Origin of the sequence: Curtobacterium sp. MCBA15_008 (assembly GCF_001865065.1) — a bacterium.
Lineage (GTDB): Bacteria > Actinomycetota > Actinomycetes > Actinomycetales > Microbacteriaceae > Curtobacterium.
In genome coordinates this window covers 51694-66951 of the sequence record NZ_MJGN01000022.1, presented here as the reverse complement: position 1 = coordinate 66951, position 15258 = coordinate 51694, and the positions used below count along the sequence as shown (strand labels likewise).

Below are 15258 nucleotides of genomic sequence, written 5' to 3'. Positions count from 1 at the left end.
GCACCACGACATGCCCTCCGGACCGTCTCCGGAGGGCATGTCGCGTGTCGGGGCCGAGCCGCGCCTCCAGGCCCGTGATCCCCGTGGATCCGGGGGAGTGAGCCGGCCGCGACACGCCATGAAATCGCGACACGCCCGGGTTGCACGGATGGCGGTGCCTATGCGAGACTTGTCCGGTTCCGAATTCCGCGCGCTTCGCGTGCGCAGGATCACTGCTCTGGCAGTGCACAACCCCTCTGTTCAGCAGGGCTGGGTTGGGCCGCAGGCAGCAGAACACGATCGAGTCCCTCGTGAGCGCCCGGCCACAGCTGTGTCCGGACGTGGGGGAAGCGACATGCCCACGCTGGACGGCCCACGCCGCCCCGCGCGGTTGACAGGAGAACAGCGGTCATCCCCAGCGGATGCGGCCGGTTGGTTCAGGAAAACAGCCAAGTCGTGCAGGAATGCACGACGCAGGCGGCGTCAGGCGGCCCGAGGGTGCGCGGCGCAGAGAGGACAAAGAGACACATGGCGGGACAGAAGATCCGCATCCGGCTCAAGTCGTACGACCACGAGGTCATCGACACGTCGGCCCGGAAGATCGTCGACACGGTGACCCGTGCCGGTGCGACCGTGGTCGGCCCGGTGCCGCTCCCCACCGAGAAGAACGTGGTCACCGTGATCCGTTCTCCTCACAAGTACAAGGACTCGCGCGAGCACTTCGAGAAGCGCACGCACAAGCGGGTAATCGACATCGTCGACCCGACGCCGAAGGCCGTGGACTCGCTCATGCGACTCGACCTGCCGGCAGACGTCAACATCGAGATCAAGCTGTAAGGGGGCTGGACTGATGGCGAATTCAACCAAGTCCGTCAAGGGCCTCCTCGGCAAGAAGCTCGGGATGACCCAGGTGTGGGACGAGAACAACAAGTTCATCCCCGTCACCGTGATCGAGGTCGGCCCGAACGTGGTCACCCAGATCCGCAACGCCGAGCGCGACGGCTACGAGGCGATCCAGATCGCCGCCGGCGCGATCGACCCGCGCAAGGTCAACAAGCCGGCCGCTGGCCACTTCGAGGCCGCTGGCGTGACCCCGCGTCGCACCCTCACCGAGATCCGTACCAACGACTCCGCTGAGTACACGCTCGGCCAGGAGCTCACCGTGGACAGCACGTTCACGGCGGGCCAGAAGGTCGACGTCGTCGGTACCTCCAAGGGCAAGGGCTTCGCCGGTGTCATGAAGCGCCACGGCTTCGCCGGCGTCTCCGCTTCGCACGGTGCCCACCGCAACCACCGCAAGCCCGGTTCCATCGGTGCTTCGTCGACCCCGTCGCGTGTCTTCAAGGGCATGCGCATGGCCGGTCGCATGGGTGGCGAGCGCGTCACCGTCCTCAACCTCACGGTGCACGCCGTCGACGCCGAGAAGGGTCTGCTGCTCGTCAAGGGCGCGGTCCCCGGTGCCCGCGGTCGCTCCGTCTTCGTCCGCACCGCCGTGAAGGGTAAGTGATCATGGCCACCACGACCGCAACCACGATCGACGTCCTCGACGCATCGGGCGCCAAGTCCGGCACCGTCGAGCTCCCCGCCGAGCTCTTCGACGTCGAGACCAACGTCCCGCTGATCCACCAGGTCGTCACCGCGCAGCTCGCAGCCGCGCGTCAGGGCACCCACAAGACCAAGAACCGCGGCGAAGTCCGCGGTGCCGGTCGCAAGCCGTTCAAGCAGAAGGGCACCGGCCGCGCCCGTCAGGGTTCGGTCCGCGCTCCGGAGCACACCGGCGGTGGCGTCGTCCACGGACCGACCCCGCGCGACTACTCGCAGCGCACCCCGAAGAAGATGATCGCCGCTGCTCTGCTCGGCTCGCTCTCGGACCGCGCCCGCGGTGGCCGCATCTCCGCTGTCGACGGCTTCGTCGCAGCCGAGGTCCCGTCGACCAAGACCGCGCGCACGCTGCTCGAGAAGGTCGCGCCCGTCAAGCACGTGCTCGTCGTGCTCGAGTCGGACGACGAGCTGACGCTCAAGTCGATCCGCAACCTGCCGAACGTCCACGCGCTCTCGTACGGCCAGCTCAACGCCTACGACGTGCTCAAGGCCGACGCGCTCGTCTTCAGCAAGAGCGCACTCGACGCCTTCATCGCGTCGAAGACCGCGAAGGAGATCTCCGCATGAGCGGCTTCAACAAGGACCCGCGCGACATCATCATCTCGCCGGTCGTCTCGGAGAAGAGCTACGGCCTGATCGACCAGGGCAAGTACACGTTCATCGTGGACCCCCGTTCGAACAAGACCGAGATCAAGCTCGCCATCGAGAAGATCTTCGACGTCAAGGTCGCGAGCATCAACACGCTGAACCGTCCGGGCAAGACCCGTCGCACGCGTTTCGGCATGGGCAAGCGCAAGGACACCAAGCGCGCCATCGTGACGCTCAAGTCCGGTTCGATCGACATCTTCACGGCTGTCGGCTGAGGACCAGAGGGATAAATCATGGCTATTCGTAACTACAAGCCGACGACCCCCGGTCGTCGCGGCTCGTCGGTCGCCGACTTCGCTGAGATCACCCGTTCGACGCCGGAGAAGTCGCTGCTTCGTCCGCTGCCGAAGACCGGTGGACGCAACAGCTCCGGCCGCATCACCACCCGTCACATCGGTGGTGGCCACAAGCGCCAGTACCGCGTGATCGACTTCCGTCGTCACGACAAGGACGGCGTGGACGCCAAGGTCGCTCACATCGAGTACGACCCGAACCGCACTGCGCGCATTGCGCTCCTGCACTACGTGGACGGCACGAAGCGGTACATCATCGCGCCGAACAAGCTCAAGCAGGGCGACGTCATCGAGCAGGGCCCCGGCGCCGACATCAAGCCCGGCAACAACCTGCCGCTGCGCAACATCCCCGTCGGTACGGTCATCCACGCCATCGAGCTCCGCCCCGGTGGCGGCGCCAAGATGGCCCGCTCCGCCGGCGCCTCGGTGCGTCTCGTCGCCAAGGACGGCCCCTACGCGCAGCTCCGTCTGCCGTCGGGCGAGGTCCGCAACGTCGACGCCCGCTGCCGCGCCACGATCGGCGAGGTCGGCAACGCCGAGCAGTCGAACATCAACTGGGGCAAGGCCGGCCGCATGCGCTGGAAGGGCGTCCGCCCGACCGTCCGTGGTGTCGCGATGAACCCGGTCGACCACCCGCACGGCGGTGGCGAGGGCAAGACGTCCGGTGGTCGTCACCCGGTCAGCCCCTGGGGCCAGTCCGAGGGTCGCACGCGGAAGTCGAACAAGCCGAGCGACAAGCTCATCGTCCGTCGCCGTAACGCCGGCAAGAAGCGCAAGTAGGAGTTCAGAAGATGCCACGCAGTCTGAAGAAGGGCCCCTTCGTCGACGAGCACCTGCTCCGCAAGGTCGTCACGCAGAACGAGGCCAACACCAAGAACGTGATCCGTACCTGGTCGCGTCGCTCGATGATCATCCCGAACATGCTCGGGCACACGATCGCCGTGCACGACGGCCGCAAGCACATCCCGGTGTTCGTCACCGAGTCGATGGTCGGTCACAAGCTCGGCGAGTTCGCGCCGACCCGCACCTTCCGTGGTCACGTGAAGGACGACAAGAAGGGCCGTCGCCGCTAACGCGGCGACGCAGAGGAGGAACGAAATGGTGGAGTCGATCGCACGCGTGCGACACATCCGCGTCACGCCTCAGAAGGCCCGTCGCGTCATCGAGCTGATCCGCGGCAAGCAGGCCCACGAGGCGCTCGCCATCCTGAAGTTCGCCCCCCAGGGCGCTTCGGAGCCCGTGTACAAGCTGGTCGCCTCGGCGATCGCGAACGCCCGGGTGAAGGCGGACTCGACGAACAGCTTCCTCGACGAGCGCGACCTCTACGTGAGCCGCGTCTTCGTCGACGAGGGCACGACCCTGAAGCGGTTCCAGCCGCGTGCCCAGGGCCGCGCCTTCCGCATCAACAAGCGCACCTCGCACATCACGGTCGTCCTCGCGACGCCGGATGAGGTCGAGGCTGCGGCGACGAGCAAGAAGGCGAGCAAGTAATGGGCCAGAAGGTCAACCCGTACGGCTTCCGTCTCGGGATCACGACGGACCACGTCTCGCACTGGTTCACCGACAGCACGAAGCCGGGTCAGCGCTACGCCGACTACGTGGCCGAGGACATCAAGGTGCGCGAGTACCTGAAGAAGACCCTCGACCGTGCCGGCGTCGCTCGCATCGAGCTCGAGCGCACCCGTGACCGTGTCCGCGTGGACATCCACACCGCGCGTCCGGGCATCGTCATCGGTCGCCGCGGCGCCGAGGCGGAGCGCGTCCGTGGCGAGCTCGAGAAGCTCACCAAGAAGCAGATCCAGCTCAACATCCTCGAGGTCAAGAACCCCGAGACCGAGGCCCAGCTCGTCGCGCAGGGCATCGCCGAGCAGCTCTCCGCCCGTGTCGCGTTCCGTCGCGCCATGCGCAAGGGCCTGCAGGGTGCACAGCGCGCCGGCGCCAAGGGTGTCCGCATCCAGGTGTCGGGTCGTCTCGGCGGCGCCGAGATGTCGCGTTCGGAGTTTTACCGCGAGGGCCGCGTGCCCCTGCACACGCTCCGCGCGAACATCGACTACGGCTTCTACGAGGCCCGGACCACGTTCGGCCGCATCGGCGTGAAGGTCTGGATCTACAAGGGCGACATCACGAACAAGGAGCTCGCTCGCGAGCAGGCGAACCAGCGTTCGTCGCGCCCCGAGCGTCGTGGCGGCCCCCGTGGCGGCGAGCGCGGCGACCGCCGTGGCGGCGACCGCGGTGGACGCCAGCAGCAGGCCCCGCAGGACGCGCCGGCCGGCGCAGGAGTTGAGGCGTAACAATGCTTATTCCCCGTCGAGTCAAGCACCGTAAGCAGCACCACCCGAAGCGTTCGGGCCAGGCCACCGGTGGCACCAAGGTGTCGTTCGGTGACTACGGCATCCAGGCGCTCACCCCCGCTTACGTGACCAACCGTCAGATCGAGTCCGCTCGTATCGCCATGACGCGTCACATCAAGCGTGGCGGCAAGGTGTGGATCAACATCTACCCGGACCGTCCGCTCACCAAGAAGCCGGCTGAGACCCGCATGGGTTCCGGTAAGGGCTCGCCCGAGTGGTGGGTCGCCAACGTCAAGCCGGGTCGCGTGCTCTTCGAGCTCTCCGGCGTCAGCGAGGACATCGCCCGTGAGGCGCTGACTCGTGCAATCCACAAGCTGCCCCTCAAGGCACGCATCATCAAGCGCGAGGAGGGCGACGCATAATGGCGATCGGTTCCAAGGAGCTCCGTCCGACGGAGCTCGACACGTTCGAGAACGAGCGTCTTGCTGACGAGCTGAAGAAGGCCAAGGAGGAACTCTTCAACCTCCGTTTCCAGTCGGCCACCGGCCAGCTGGAGAGCCACGGTCGTCTCCGTGCCGTCAAGCGCGACATCGCCCGTATCTACACCGTCCTCCGCGAGCGCGAGCTCGGCATCCGTGCCACTCCCGCGCCCGTCGAGACCGCCACCAAGGCCAAGAAGACGACCAAGAAGGCTGAGAAGCCGGCTGAGTCGACCGAGGCCGAGACCGCCGAGGAGAAGTAATGGCGAACGAAGAGAAGACCTCCGCCGCCTCCGCTCGCGGCTACCGCAAGACGCGTCGTGGCTACGTCACGAGCGACAAGATGGACAAGACCATCGTGGTCGAGGTCGAGGACCGCGTGAAGCACGCGCTCTACGGCAAGATCATCCGTCGCACGTCCAAGGTGAAGGCCCACGACGAGCTCGGCACCGCTGGTGTCGGCGACCTCGTCGTGATCAGCGAGACCCGTCCCCTCAGCGCTTCCAAGCGCTGGCGCCTGGTCGAGATCCTCGAGAAGGCCAAGTAGGCCTCGGCCTGCTTCGGAATAGGAGACAGCAGTGATTCAGCAGGAATCCCGCCTCAAGGTCGCCGACAACACGGGTGCCAAGGAGATCTTGACCATCCGCGTGCTCGGTGGCTCGGGTCGTCGCTACGCCGGTCTCGGTGACGTCATCGTCGCCACGGTGAAGGACGCCATCCCCGGCGGCAACGTGAAGAAGGGTGACGTCGTCAAGGCGGTCATCGTTCGCACCAAGAAGGAAGTCCGTCGTCAGGACGGCTCCTACATCAAGTTCGACGAGAACGCGGCAGTGATCCTCAAGGCCGACGGCGACCCGCGCGGTACGCGCATCTTCGGTCCGGTCGGTCGCGAGCTCCGTGACAAGAAGTTCATGAAGATCATCTCGCTCGCGCCGGAGGTGCTGTAAGCCATGGCGAACATCAAGAAGGGTGACCTCGTCGAGGTCATCGCGGGCGCCACGCAGGAGCGTGGCGGCGACCGCGGCAAGCAGGGCAAGGTCATCGAGGTGCTCCGCGACAAGGAGCGCGTCGTCGTCGAGGGCGTGAACTTCGTGACGAAGCACGTCCGCGTCGGCCAGACCCAGCGCGGTTCGAAGACCGGTGGCATCGAGCAGCACGAGGCCCCGATCCACGTCTCGAACGTCGCCATCGTCGACCCGAAGACCAAGAAGCCGACCCGCGTCGGTTTCCGCACCGAAGAGGTGGAGAAGGACGGCGTCAAGAAGACCGTCCGCGTCCGCTACGCCAAGAAGTCGGGTGAGAAGCTCTGATGACCGACACGACTGCCGCGCCGGCGACCAAGGTCGACCCGCGCCTCAAGCAGAAGTACAAGAACGAGATCAAGGCTGCCCTCACCGAGCAGTTCGGGTACGCGAACGTCAACCAGGTCCCCGGCCTGGTCAAGGTCGTCGTGAACACCGGCGTCGGCGAGGCGGCTCGTGACTCGAAGATCATCGAGGGGGCCATCAAGGACCTCACGGCGATCACGGGTCAGAAGCCCCAGGTCACGAAGGCCCGCAAGTCCATCGCACAGTTCAAGCTGCGCGAGGGTCAGGCCATCGGCGCGCACGTCACCCTCCGCGGTGACCGCGCGTGGGAGTTCATCGACCGCCTGGTGACGCTCGCACTGCCCCGCATCCGCGACTTCCGCGGGCTCAGCGACAAGCAGTTCGACGGCAACGGCAACTACACGTTCGGTCTCACGGAGCAGTCCGTGTTCCACGAGATCGACCAGGACCGCATCGACCGCGTGCGTGGCTTCGACATCACCGTCGTGACCACCGCGAAGACGGACGACGAGGGCCGCGCGCTGCTCCGCCAGCTCGGGTTCCCGTTCCGTTCTGCCGAGCAGACGGTCTAAGATACTTCGGGCGGTGCGGGCCGGAGGATTCACGTCCTCCGGCCCGCACGCACGAACACACCGATCCAGGGGAATCGCCCCCGGATCACCCGATCGCTCAGGTCGGCATTCGTGGAACGGGTGTCGAAACCAGGCGAAGAATGGACGACCATCATGACGATGACCGATCCGGTCGCAGACATGCTGACCAGATTGCGGAACGCGAACTCGGCGCACCACGACGACGTCTCGCTTCCCAGCTCCAAGTTGAAGAAGAACATCGCTGAGATCCTCAAGCGCGAGGGTTACATCAGCGAGTGGAAGGTCGAGGACGCCCGCGTCGGGCAGACCCTCACGATCGACCTGAAGTACGGCCCCGAGCGCGAGCGCTCGATCGCCGGCATCAAGCGCGTCTCGAAGCCCGGTCTCCGGGTGTACGCGAAGTCGACGGAGATCCCCCAGGTCCTCGGTGGCCTCGGCGTGGCGATCCTCTCGACCTCGTCGGGACTGCTCACCGACCGCGAAGCCGAGCAGAAGGGCGTGGGTGGGGAAGTCCTCGCCTACGTGTGGTGATCGAACATGTCTCGAATCGGACGTCTTCCCATTGACATCCCCGCTGGCGTGACCGTCTCCATCGACGGCCAGAACGTCGCGGTCAAGGGCCCGAAGGGCGAGCTCGCGCTCGTCGTCGCCGAGCCCATCCAGGCCAAGGTCGAGGAGAACCAGGTCCTCGTCACCCGTCCGGACGACGAGCGCAGCTCGCGTGCGCTGCACGGCCTGACCCGCACCCTCATCGCGAACAACATCGTCGGCGTGACCCAGGGCTACACCAAGGGCCTCGAGGTCGTCGGCACCGGTTACCGCGTGCAGGCGAAGGGCAGCAACGTCGAGTTCGCGCTCGGGTACTCCCACCCGATCACGGTCGAGCCGCCGGCGGGCATCAGCTTCACCGTCGAGGGCAACAACAAGCTCACCGTCATCGGCATCGACAAGCAGTCGGTCGGCGAGGTCGCTGCAAACATCCGCAAGCTGCGCAAGCCCGAGCCCTACAAGGGCAAGGGTGTCCGCTACGCGGGCGAGATCGTGCGCCGCAAGGCCGGAAAGTCAGGTAAGTGATCATGGCCATCGGAATCCGAGGCAAGAGCAAGTCGGCCGCCAAGGCGCGCCGTCACAACCGTCTCCGCAAGAAGATCACCGGCACCGAGGTGCGTCCGCGTCTCGCCGTCACCCGCTCGTCGCGGCACGTGTTCGTCCAGGTCATCGACGACGCGAAGGGCCACACGCTGGCCAGCGCGTCGACGATGGAGGCCGACCTCCGCTCGTTCGACGGCGACAAGACGGCCAAGGCCCGTCGCGTCGGCGAGCTCCTCGCCGAGCGCGCGAAGGCAGCCGGCGTCGAGGCCGTGGTCTTCGACCGCGGTGGTAGCAAGTACGCCGGTCGCGTCGCCGCGATCGCCGATGGTGCCCGTGAAGGAGGGCTGAACCTGTGAGCGACATCGCGAACACGAACGAAGACGCCAACGTCGAAGCGACCGAGGCCGTCGAGCCCACCGAGGCCACGGCGACCACCGAGTCGACCGAGGCTGCTGAGGCGACCGACGCCGAGGCCACGAGCACCGAGGCCCCCGCGGCCAAGGAGCCCGAGGTCCCCGTCGTCGAGCGTCCCGTCGAGACCGCTGCGGGTTCGGCATCGAACAACCGCGACTCCGCTGACAACCGTGGCCGCCGTGGTGGCGGACGCGACCGTCAGCAGGGTGGCGGCCGTGGCAACGACCGCAACGGGCGGGGTGGCGACAGCCAGTTCCTCGAGCGCGTCGTGACCATCAACCGCGTCTCCAAGGTCGTCAAGGGTGGTCGTCGCTTCAGCTTCACCGCGCTCGTCGTCGTCGGTGACGGCAACGGTCTCGTTGGTGTCGGCTACGGCAAGGCCCGCGAGGTCCCGACCGCCATCTCGAAGGGTGTCGAGGAAGCGAAGAAGAACTTCTTCCGCGTCCCCCGCGTCGGCAACACGATCCCGCACCCGGTGCAGGGCGAGGCCGCTGCCGGTGTCGTGCTCCTCCGTCCGGCCGCTGCCGGTACCGGTGTCATCGCCGGTGGTCCGGTCCGCGCCGTCCTCGAGTGCGCCGGCATCCACGACGTCCTGAGCAAGTCGCTCGGCTCGTCGAACACGATCAACATCGTGCACGCGACCGTCACGGCGCTGAAGCAGCTCGAGGAGCCCCGCGCGGTCGCAAGCCGCCGCGGTCTCCCCGTCGACCGGGTCGTCCCGGACCGTCTGCTCCAGGCCGAGGCCGCTGCTCTGCGTGCCGCGTCCGAGAAGGCAGGTGCGTGATGGCGATGCTGAAGATCACGCAGACGAAGTCCGTTATCAGCGAGAAGCAGTACCAGCGCGACACGCTCCGCAGCCTGGGTCTCAAGCGCATCGGCCGTACGGTCCTGCGTGAGGACAACGCCCAGAACCGCGGGTACGTCGCAACGGTGGCGCACCTCGTGAAGGTCGAGGAGGTCGACGCATGAGCGACGAGAAGAACGAGCGCGTCCAGGTGCTGAAGCTGCACCACCTCCGCCCCGCCGAGGGTGCCAAGAAGGCACGCACCCGCGTCGGTCGTGGTGAGGGCTCGAAGGGCAAGACCGCCGGCCGTGGTACCAAGGGCCAGAAGGCTCGTTACCAGGTCAAGGTCGGCTTCGAGGGTGGGCAGATGCCGCTGCACATGCGCACCCCGAAGCTCCGCGGGTTCAAGAACCCGTTCCGTGTCGAGTACCAGGTCGTGAACCTGGACAAGATCGCGGAGCTCTACCCGAACGGTGGCGACGTCACCGTCGCGGACCTGGTCGCCAAGGGCGCCGTCCGCAAGAACGAGAAGGTCAAGGTTCTCGGTCAGGGTGACATCAGCGTGAAGCTCACGGTCGCGGTCGACAAGGTCTCGGCGTCCGCCGCCGAGAAGATCGCGGCTGCTGGCGGCACCGTCTCCCAGTAACCCCCGTCGGCGGCCCGTGCGTTTGCGCACGGGCCGCCGTTACGGTTTCCTTGACAGTGGTCGGCGTCCGCCGGCCAGGTCGGCGCTGCCGACCACACCGGTGACGGCCCTCGTCCGGGTCGCCGGTCCCAGAAGTTCGGAGTCCTCGTGTTCAGAGCGGTCGCGCGCATCATGCGCACCCCAGATCTTCGCAAGAAGATCGGCTTCACCCTCGCGATCATCGCGCTGTTCCGCCTGGGGTCGTACATCCCTGCACCGTTCGTCGACTACTCGGCCGTGCAGACCTGTCTCGCCAGCGCCTCGTCGTCCGGCGGTCTCTACGACCTCATCAACCTCTTCTCCGGCGGCGCACTGCTGAAGCTCTCGGTCTTCGCGCTCGGGATCATGCCGTACATCACGTCGTCGATCATCGTGCAGCTCCTGCGCGTGGTTATCCCGCACTTCGACGCCCTCTACAAGGAGGGACAGTCCGGTCAGGCCAAGCTGACGCAGTACACGCGCTACCTCACGATCGCGCTCGGCGTGCTGCAGTCCACCACCCTGATCACGGTCGCCCGCTCCGGCGCCCTGTTCGGCACCAACGCCTCGTCCTCCTGCTCGTCGATCATCTCGAACGACAGCTGGTACGCGATCATGCTCATGGTCGTCACGCTGACCGCCGGCACCGGCCTCATCATGTGGATGGGTGAGCTCGTCACCGAGCGCGGCATCGGCAACGGCATGTCGCTCCTCATCTTCACGTCGATCGCGGCGCAGTTCCCCTCGGCGCTCTGGGCCATCGAGCAGTCGCAGTCGTTCGAGCTCTTCCTCTTCGTGATCCTCGTCGGGCTGGTCATCATGATGGCCGTCGTGTTCGTCGAGCAGTCACAGCGGCGCATCCCCGTCCAGTACGCCAAGCGCATGGTCGGGCGTCGCACCTACGGCGGCAACAACACGTACATCCCGATCAAGGTGAACATGGCCGGCGTCGTGCCCGTCATCTTCGCCTCGTCGCTGCTGTACCTGCCGGCCCTGGTCGCGCAGTTCAACCAGCCCTCCGACGGCACCGAGCCGGCCGCGTGGGTGACCTGGATCCAGTCCAACCTGACCTCGGGTGACAACTGGTTCTACATGGTCCTGTACTTCCTGCTCATCGTCGGCTTCACGTACTTCTACGTCGCGATCACCTTCAACCCCGAAGAGGTCGCCGACAACATGAAGAAGTACGGCGGGTTCATCCCCGGCATCCGTGCCGGTCGTCCCACCGCCGAGTACCTCGACTACGTCCTGACCCGGGTGACGCTGCCCGGCTCGCTCTACCTCGGTCTCATCGCGCTCATCCCACTGGCAGCACTGGCGCTGTTCGGTGCGAACCAGAACTTCCCGTTCGGTGGCGCGAGCATCCTCATCATCGTGGGTGTCGGTCTCGAGACCGTGAAGCAGATCGACTCGCAGCTGCAGCAACGTCACTACGAAGGGCTTCTCCGTTGAGCGCACGTCTCATCATCGTCGGACCCCCCGGAGCGGGGAAGGGCACCCAGGCCGGCCGCATCGCCGAGTCCTTCGGGATCCCGGCCGTCTCCACGGGCGACATCTTCCGCAAGAACGTCGCAGAGGGCACCCCGCTCGGCGTCCAGGCGAAGGCGATCATGGACGCGGGTGACTACGTCCCCGACTCCCTCACGAACGAGCTGGTCAAATCGCGCCTGAACGAGGCCGACGCGCAGGGCGGGTTCCTGCTCGACGGGTACCCCCGCACGGTCGGTCAGGTCGAGTACCTCGACGCGCTGCTCGCCGAGCAGGGCACCGGGATCGACGCCGTCATCCAGCTCGTGGCCGACCAGGACGAGCTCGTGGGCCGGCTGCTGAAGCGTGCCGAGGAGCAGGGCCGGAGCGACGACAACGAGGAGACCATCCGTCGTCGTCAGCAGGTCTACACGGAGCAGACGGCACCGATCGTGAACGCCTACGCCGAGCGTGGCCTCGTGGTGGACGTCGACGGTCTCGGCGGCATCGACGAGGTGGGCGACCGCATCCAGACGGCCCTGTCCTCGCGTGGGCTGACCGCGGGCGTCTGACCGCGTGGTCCGTCTCCGGAAGCCCTCGATCTACAAGACCCCGGACGAGCTCCGCGCCATGGTGCGGCCGGGCCTGCTGACCGAGCAGGCCCTGCTCGCGGTCCGCGGCGCCGTCCGCCCCGGCATCACGACCGGTGAGCTCGACGCGATCGCCGAGACCGTCATCCGTGACGGTGGCGGCATCCCGAACTTCCAGCTCGTCCCGGGCTACCACCACACGCTCTGCGTCTCGGTGAACGACGAAATCGTGCACGGCATCCCCGGCGACCGCGTGCTGCAGCCGGGTGACATCGTGTCGGTCGACGCCGGTGCCGAGGTCGACGGCTGGAACGGCGACAGCGCGTTCACGACGGTCGTGCCGGGCGGCGACGCTCCGCTGACCGCGGCGCGCCAGACGCTCTGCGACACGACGGAGCGTGCGCTCTGGCACGGCATCGCCGCGCTGGCGCACGCGAAGCACCTCCACGAGGTCGGTGCCGTCATCGAGGACGCCATCGACGAGACCGGCGCCTGGGGCATCGTCGAGGACTTCACCGGCCACGGCATCGGCCGGTCCATGCACGAGGACCCGCCGGTGTTCAACTACCGCGTCCGTGGCGCGGGTCCGGCCGTGAAGCCGGGCCTCGTTGTCGCGATCGAGCCGATGGTCACCGCCGGCACGATCGACAGCTCGACCGACGACGACGACTGGACCGTCCGCACGCTGGACGGTTCGGATGCCGCGCACTGGGAGCACAGCATCGCCGTCCACGCGGGCGGCATCTGGGTGCTGACCGCTGCAGACGGCGGCGCGGCCGGCCTGGCCCCGCTGGGTGTGACGCCGGTCCCGATCCCGTAGGTCGCGCCTCCCGGCTCACCCTGCCTGGAGGTCCGGCTCGCGCCCGCCCCGTCGGCCCAGCCGTGCGCACGGCCGGGTCACGGGCCCGCACCCGAGTCTCGGGGGTCAGTTGCCGACGGAGCAGGTCTGCTCGGAGGCGCTCTGCCCGGTGATCGACGACGGGAGCGGCGTCGACGTGGGCGTCGCGGCCGGTGCGTTCGCACCGGTCCCCGCCGATGAGGACCCCGCCGTTGAGGAGCCCGCCGACGAGGACCCGGTCGACGGCGACCCGGCGGACGAGGACGGGGCGGCGGTCGCGCTGCTCGTCCCGGTCGGGGACTCCTCCGACGCTCGGCCGGTGGTCGAATCGCTCAGCGAGGTCTTCTGGTCGTTCTGCAGCGCCACGTTGAGGGTGTGCGCGGCCTCCTGGTCGACGATCACGCGCGCGTGGTCGGCCGGGTCGTCCGCGACGGGGTACTGCACGAAGAGCATGTTCGCCGTGCTCATCCCCCGGAGCGCCCCGGCCAGCCCGACGAGCGTGCGCGTCTGCGCGAGGCCGTCCGAGAGCGTCATGTTCGACAGCGCCGCACCGGCGAGCTTGTAGAGCGTGATCGGGTTCGACAGGGTGCCGTCCGCGGTGACCTTGCGGAGCAGCGCGGACAGGAAGACCTGCTGCGAGCTGATCCGGGCGAGGTCGCTGCCGTCACCGACGCCGTGGCGGGTGCGGAGGAAGGCCAGTGCGTCGGAGCCCTCGAGGTTGTGCGACCCGGCCGTCAGGTGGAGCCCGGTGAAGGTGTCGTTGATCGGGTCCGCGACGCAGACGTCCACGCCGCCGAGGGCGTTCGACATCTCGATCACGCCGTCGAAGGTGATCAGGCCGGCGTAGGGGATGCTCAGGCCGGTCAGGTTCTCGACGGTGTCGACGACGCACGAGACGCCGCCGTTGCCGAGGGCCGTGTTGAACTGCGCCGAGGTCGCGGCCGGGTACGTGGTGCCCGTCTCGGGGTTCGAGCACGCCGGGATCGGCACCATCAGGTCACGCGGGAAGCTGATCGCGGTGAGCTGTTGGTGGTCCTGCGAGATGTGGATGAGCATCGTGACGTCGTTGCGGGCGCCCTGCACGTCGTCGGCGGAGTCGAACTGTCCGACGCGGGTGTCACTGCCGATGAGGAGGATGTTCGCGCCGCCCTTGATGGCCGTGATGTCGGCGGTCTGCGCGGTGCTCTGGTCGTCGGTGCTCAGCTGCACGGTCGTCGGCGCGGTCGCGAGCTGGGCGCCGGCGATGGCGGCGACGCTCGTGCCGCTGACGAGGACCACGGCCAGCACGGACGCCACGATCGAGGCCGCGGTCGTCCACCCGCGTCGGCGGGGGAGCCGTCCGTGGCGGGCGAGCGGTCGTCGGGTGGCGTCGGGCACGTGGTCTCCGTTCGGGGGTCCGGCGTGGTGGTGACGGCCGGACGAGGCTGCGCGGCCACGCTAGGGGCCGGCGACTGGCGGCGGCCCGGAACGCGCCGTCAAAGCACTGTGGAAGACTCAGACTGCCTCGGTCGGAGCTGCTCGGGAAGCCCCAGACGAGGGGACTTCGCCGTCTCCACTTGGCAATCCTGGGTCTATCACATAAGATCGATCTTTGGTGTGCCATGCCTTCTTGGCGTGGCGCCCGACCCGCAGACCGGCTCGGGGATCACACCGGTAATCCAACCAAGCGACAGTGAGGCTATGGCCAAGAAAGACGGCGTCATCGAGATCGAAGGCTCGGTGCTCGAAGCTCTGCCCAACGCGATGTTCCGCGTTGAGCTGACCAACGGACACAAGGTCCTCGCGCACATCTCCGGGAAGATGCGCCAGCACTACATCCGCATCCTCCCCGAGGACCGCGTGATCGTGGAGCTGAGCCCGTACGACCTGACCCGCGGCCGGATCGTCTACCGCTACAAGTGATCCGCGAGCTGGAAAGGAACGGCTCGGCAATCCTGCCGGGCACGAAGCCAGCGAGCACGAGGAAACAACAATGAAGGTCAACCCCAGCGTCAAGCCCATCTGCGAGCACTGCCGAGTGATTCGCCGCAAGGGCCGAGTCATGGTGATCTGCAAGAGCAACCCGCGTCACAAGCAGCGCCAAGGCTAGTCCCGGGTGAGCCGGTGCCCGACAGGGACCGGCTGGCTGCCTGATGCGGATCGCCCTCGGGCGGCCTGCGCAGGAACCACAACTCAACATCGAACGCAGTACCAAGA

Annotated in this window: 27 protein-coding genes; 25 read left to right on the top strand and 2 right to left on the bottom strand. The window is 67.3% G+C overall.

Annotated features, from left to right (window positions below; translation table 11 throughout):
* The first annotated feature begins 507 nt into the window (after nucleotides 1-507).
* Genes rpsJ through rplE form a run of 14 tightly spaced genes read left to right on the top strand, consistent with a single transcriptional unit; the run spans nucleotide 508 to nucleotide 7192 of the window.
* Nucleotides 508-816: a 30S ribosomal protein S10 gene (rpsJ, locus tag BIU96_RS10440; RefSeq protein WP_022903286.1), complete on the top strand. Its 309-nt coding sequence runs from the start codon at nucleotides 508-510 to the stop codon at nucleotides 814-816.
* A gap of 13 nt (nucleotides 817-829) precedes the next feature.
* On the top strand, nucleotides 830-1486 hold the full coding sequence (gene rplC / locus BIU96_RS10435) for a 50S ribosomal protein L3 (protein WP_071292546.1): 657 nt from the start codon (nucleotides 830-832) through the stop codon (nucleotides 1484-1486).
* A gap of 2 nt (nucleotides 1487-1488) precedes the next feature.
* Nucleotides 1489-2148, top strand: coding sequence for a 50S ribosomal protein L4 (gene rplD / locus BIU96_RS10430; protein WP_071292545.1), 660 nt, complete (start codon nucleotides 1489-1491; stop codon nucleotides 2146-2148).
* On the top strand, nucleotides 2145-2444 hold the full coding sequence (gene rplW / locus BIU96_RS10425) for a 50S ribosomal protein L23 (RefSeq protein ID WP_022903283.1): 300 nt from the start codon (nucleotides 2145-2147) through the stop codon (nucleotides 2442-2444). The genes rplD and rplW overlap by 4 nt, the downstream gene beginning before the upstream one ends.
* 18 nt (nucleotides 2445-2462) lie before the next feature.
* Nucleotides 2463-3302, top strand: coding sequence for a 50S ribosomal protein L2 (gene rplB / locus BIU96_RS10420; RefSeq protein ID WP_071292544.1), 840 nt, complete (start codon nucleotides 2463-2465; stop codon nucleotides 3300-3302).
* Between the two features lie 11 nt (nucleotides 3303-3313).
* A complete protein-coding gene (gene rpsS, locus BIU96_RS10415) occupies nucleotides 3314-3595 on the top strand; it encodes a 30S ribosomal protein S19 (RefSeq protein ID WP_022906343.1) in 282 nt (93 codons plus the stop codon).
* A 25-nt stretch (nucleotides 3596-3620) separates the two neighbouring features.
* Nucleotides 3621-4013, top strand: coding sequence for a 50S ribosomal protein L22 (gene rplV / locus BIU96_RS10410; RefSeq protein ID WP_022906344.1), 393 nt, complete (start codon nucleotides 3621-3623; stop codon nucleotides 4011-4013).
* Nucleotides 4013-4813 carry a 30S ribosomal protein S3 gene (gene rpsC / locus BIU96_RS10405; RefSeq protein ID WP_071292543.1) on the top strand — a complete coding sequence of 267 codons (801 nt, stop codon included), beginning with the start codon at nucleotides 4013-4015 and terminating at the stop codon, nucleotides 4811-4813. The genes rplV and rpsC overlap by 1 nt, the downstream gene beginning before the upstream one ends.
* Before the next feature lie 2 nt (nucleotides 4814-4815).
* Complete coding sequence (gene rplP / locus BIU96_RS10400; RefSeq protein ID WP_065960031.1) at nucleotides 4816-5235, top strand: 50S ribosomal protein L16; 420 nt, start codon at nucleotides 4816-4818, stop codon at nucleotides 5233-5235.
* Entirely contained in the window at nucleotides 5235-5555 is a 321-nt protein-coding gene (rpmC, locus tag BIU96_RS20405; protein WP_071292542.1) for a 50S ribosomal protein L29, read from the top strand. Before rplP ends, rpmC begins: the two co-directional genes overlap by 1 nt.
* On the top strand, nucleotides 5555-5839 hold the full coding sequence (gene rpsQ, locus BIU96_RS10390) for a 30S ribosomal protein S17 (protein ID WP_022906348.1): 285 nt from the start codon (nucleotides 5555-5557) through the stop codon (nucleotides 5837-5839). Before rpmC ends, rpsQ begins: the two co-directional genes overlap by 1 nt.
* 31 nt (nucleotides 5840-5870) lie before the next feature.
* A complete protein-coding gene (rplN, locus tag BIU96_RS10385; protein WP_071292541.1) occupies nucleotides 5871-6239 on the top strand; it encodes a 50S ribosomal protein L14 in 369 nt (122 codons plus the stop codon).
* A gap of 3 nt (nucleotides 6240-6242) precedes the next feature.
* Nucleotides 6243-6602 (top strand): 50S ribosomal protein L24, encoded by a 360-nt coding sequence (gene rplX, locus BIU96_RS10380; protein WP_071292540.1) that lies wholly within the window; start codon nucleotides 6243-6245, stop codon nucleotides 6600-6602.
* Nucleotides 6602-7192 carry a 50S ribosomal protein L5 gene (gene rplE / locus BIU96_RS10375; protein WP_071292539.1) on the top strand — a complete coding sequence of 197 codons (591 nt, stop codon included), beginning with the start codon at nucleotides 6602-6604 and terminating at the stop codon, nucleotides 7190-7192. The genes rplX and rplE overlap by 1 nt, the downstream gene beginning before the upstream one ends.
* Nucleotides 7193-7221: 29 nt before the next feature.
* On the opposite strand, the gene BIU96_RS19830 is transcribed toward rplE, so the two are convergent.
* On the bottom strand, nucleotides 7222-7452 hold the full coding sequence (locus BIU96_RS19830) for a hypothetical protein (protein WP_166645607.1): 231 nt from the start codon (nucleotides 7450-7452) through the stop codon (nucleotides 7222-7224).
* Between BIU96_RS19830 and rpsH the strand changes: the two genes are divergently transcribed.
* The 9 genes from rpsH (at nucleotide 7346) to map (ending at nucleotide 13044) form a co-directional block, all read left to right on the top strand.
* Complete coding sequence (gene rpsH, locus BIU96_RS10370) at nucleotides 7346-7744, top strand: 30S ribosomal protein S8 (RefSeq protein ID WP_071292538.1); 399 nt, start codon at nucleotides 7346-7348, stop codon at nucleotides 7742-7744. The two genes, BIU96_RS19830 and rpsH, sit on opposite strands and share 107 nt — an antisense overlap.
* Before the next feature lie 6 nt (nucleotides 7745-7750).
* On the top strand, nucleotides 7751-8287 hold the full coding sequence (gene rplF, locus BIU96_RS10365; protein ID WP_071292537.1) for a 50S ribosomal protein L6: 537 nt from the start codon (nucleotides 7751-7753) through the stop codon (nucleotides 8285-8287).
* Between the two features lie 2 nt (nucleotides 8288-8289).
* Nucleotides 8290-8661 carry a 50S ribosomal protein L18 gene (gene rplR, locus BIU96_RS10360; RefSeq protein ID WP_071292536.1) on the top strand — a complete coding sequence of 124 codons (372 nt, stop codon included), beginning with the start codon at nucleotides 8290-8292 and terminating at the stop codon, nucleotides 8659-8661.
* Nucleotides 8658-9503 (top strand): 30S ribosomal protein S5, encoded by an 846-nt coding sequence (gene rpsE / locus BIU96_RS10355; protein WP_071292535.1) that lies wholly within the window; start codon nucleotides 8658-8660, stop codon nucleotides 9501-9503. Before rplR ends, rpsE begins: the two co-directional genes overlap by 4 nt.
* On the top strand, nucleotides 9503-9688 hold the full coding sequence (rpmD, locus tag BIU96_RS10350; protein ID WP_022906355.1) for a 50S ribosomal protein L30: 186 nt from the start codon (nucleotides 9503-9505) through the stop codon (nucleotides 9686-9688). Before rpsE ends, rpmD begins: the two co-directional genes overlap by 1 nt.
* The gene (rplO, locus tag BIU96_RS10345) at nucleotides 9685-10149 is read left to right on the top strand and encodes a 50S ribosomal protein L15 (protein ID WP_071292534.1); all 465 of its coding nucleotides are present in this window, start codon (nucleotides 9685-9687) and stop codon (nucleotides 10147-10149) included. The genes rpmD and rplO overlap by 4 nt, the downstream gene beginning before the upstream one ends.
* Nucleotides 10150-10296: 147 nt before the next feature.
* A complete protein-coding gene (gene secY / locus BIU96_RS10340) occupies nucleotides 10297-11619 on the top strand; it encodes a preprotein translocase subunit SecY (RefSeq protein WP_071292533.1) in 1323 nt (440 codons plus the stop codon).
* Nucleotides 11616-12206, top strand: coding sequence for an adenylate kinase (locus BIU96_RS10335; RefSeq protein ID WP_071292532.1), 591 nt, complete (start codon nucleotides 11616-11618; stop codon nucleotides 12204-12206). The genes secY and BIU96_RS10335 overlap by 4 nt, the downstream gene beginning before the upstream one ends.
* A gap of 4 nt (nucleotides 12207-12210) precedes the next feature.
* On the top strand, nucleotides 12211-13044 hold the full coding sequence (gene map / locus BIU96_RS10330; RefSeq protein WP_083402811.1) for a type I methionyl aminopeptidase: 834 nt from the start codon (nucleotides 12211-12213) through the stop codon (nucleotides 13042-13044).
* A 105-nt stretch (nucleotides 13045-13149) separates the two neighbouring features.
* Here the strand turns inward: map and BIU96_RS10325 are convergent, their stop codons facing one another.
* The gene (locus BIU96_RS10325) at nucleotides 13150-14439 is read right to left on the bottom strand and encodes an LCP family protein (protein ID WP_071292531.1); all 1290 of its coding nucleotides are present in this window, start codon (nucleotides 14437-14439) and stop codon (nucleotides 13150-13152) included.
* A 303-nt stretch (nucleotides 14440-14742) separates the two neighbouring features.
* On the opposite strand from BIU96_RS10325, the gene infA reads away from it, so the two are divergent.
* Entirely contained in the window at nucleotides 14743-14964 is a 222-nt protein-coding gene (infA, locus tag BIU96_RS10320; protein WP_017885509.1) for a translation initiation factor IF-1, read from the top strand.
* A gap of 70 nt (nucleotides 14965-15034) precedes the next feature.
* On the top strand, nucleotides 15035-15151 hold the full coding sequence (gene rpmJ, locus BIU96_RS19005) for a 50S ribosomal protein L36 (RefSeq protein WP_022903266.1): 117 nt from the start codon (nucleotides 15035-15037) through the stop codon (nucleotides 15149-15151).
* Nucleotides 15152-15258: the final 107 nt, after the last annotated feature.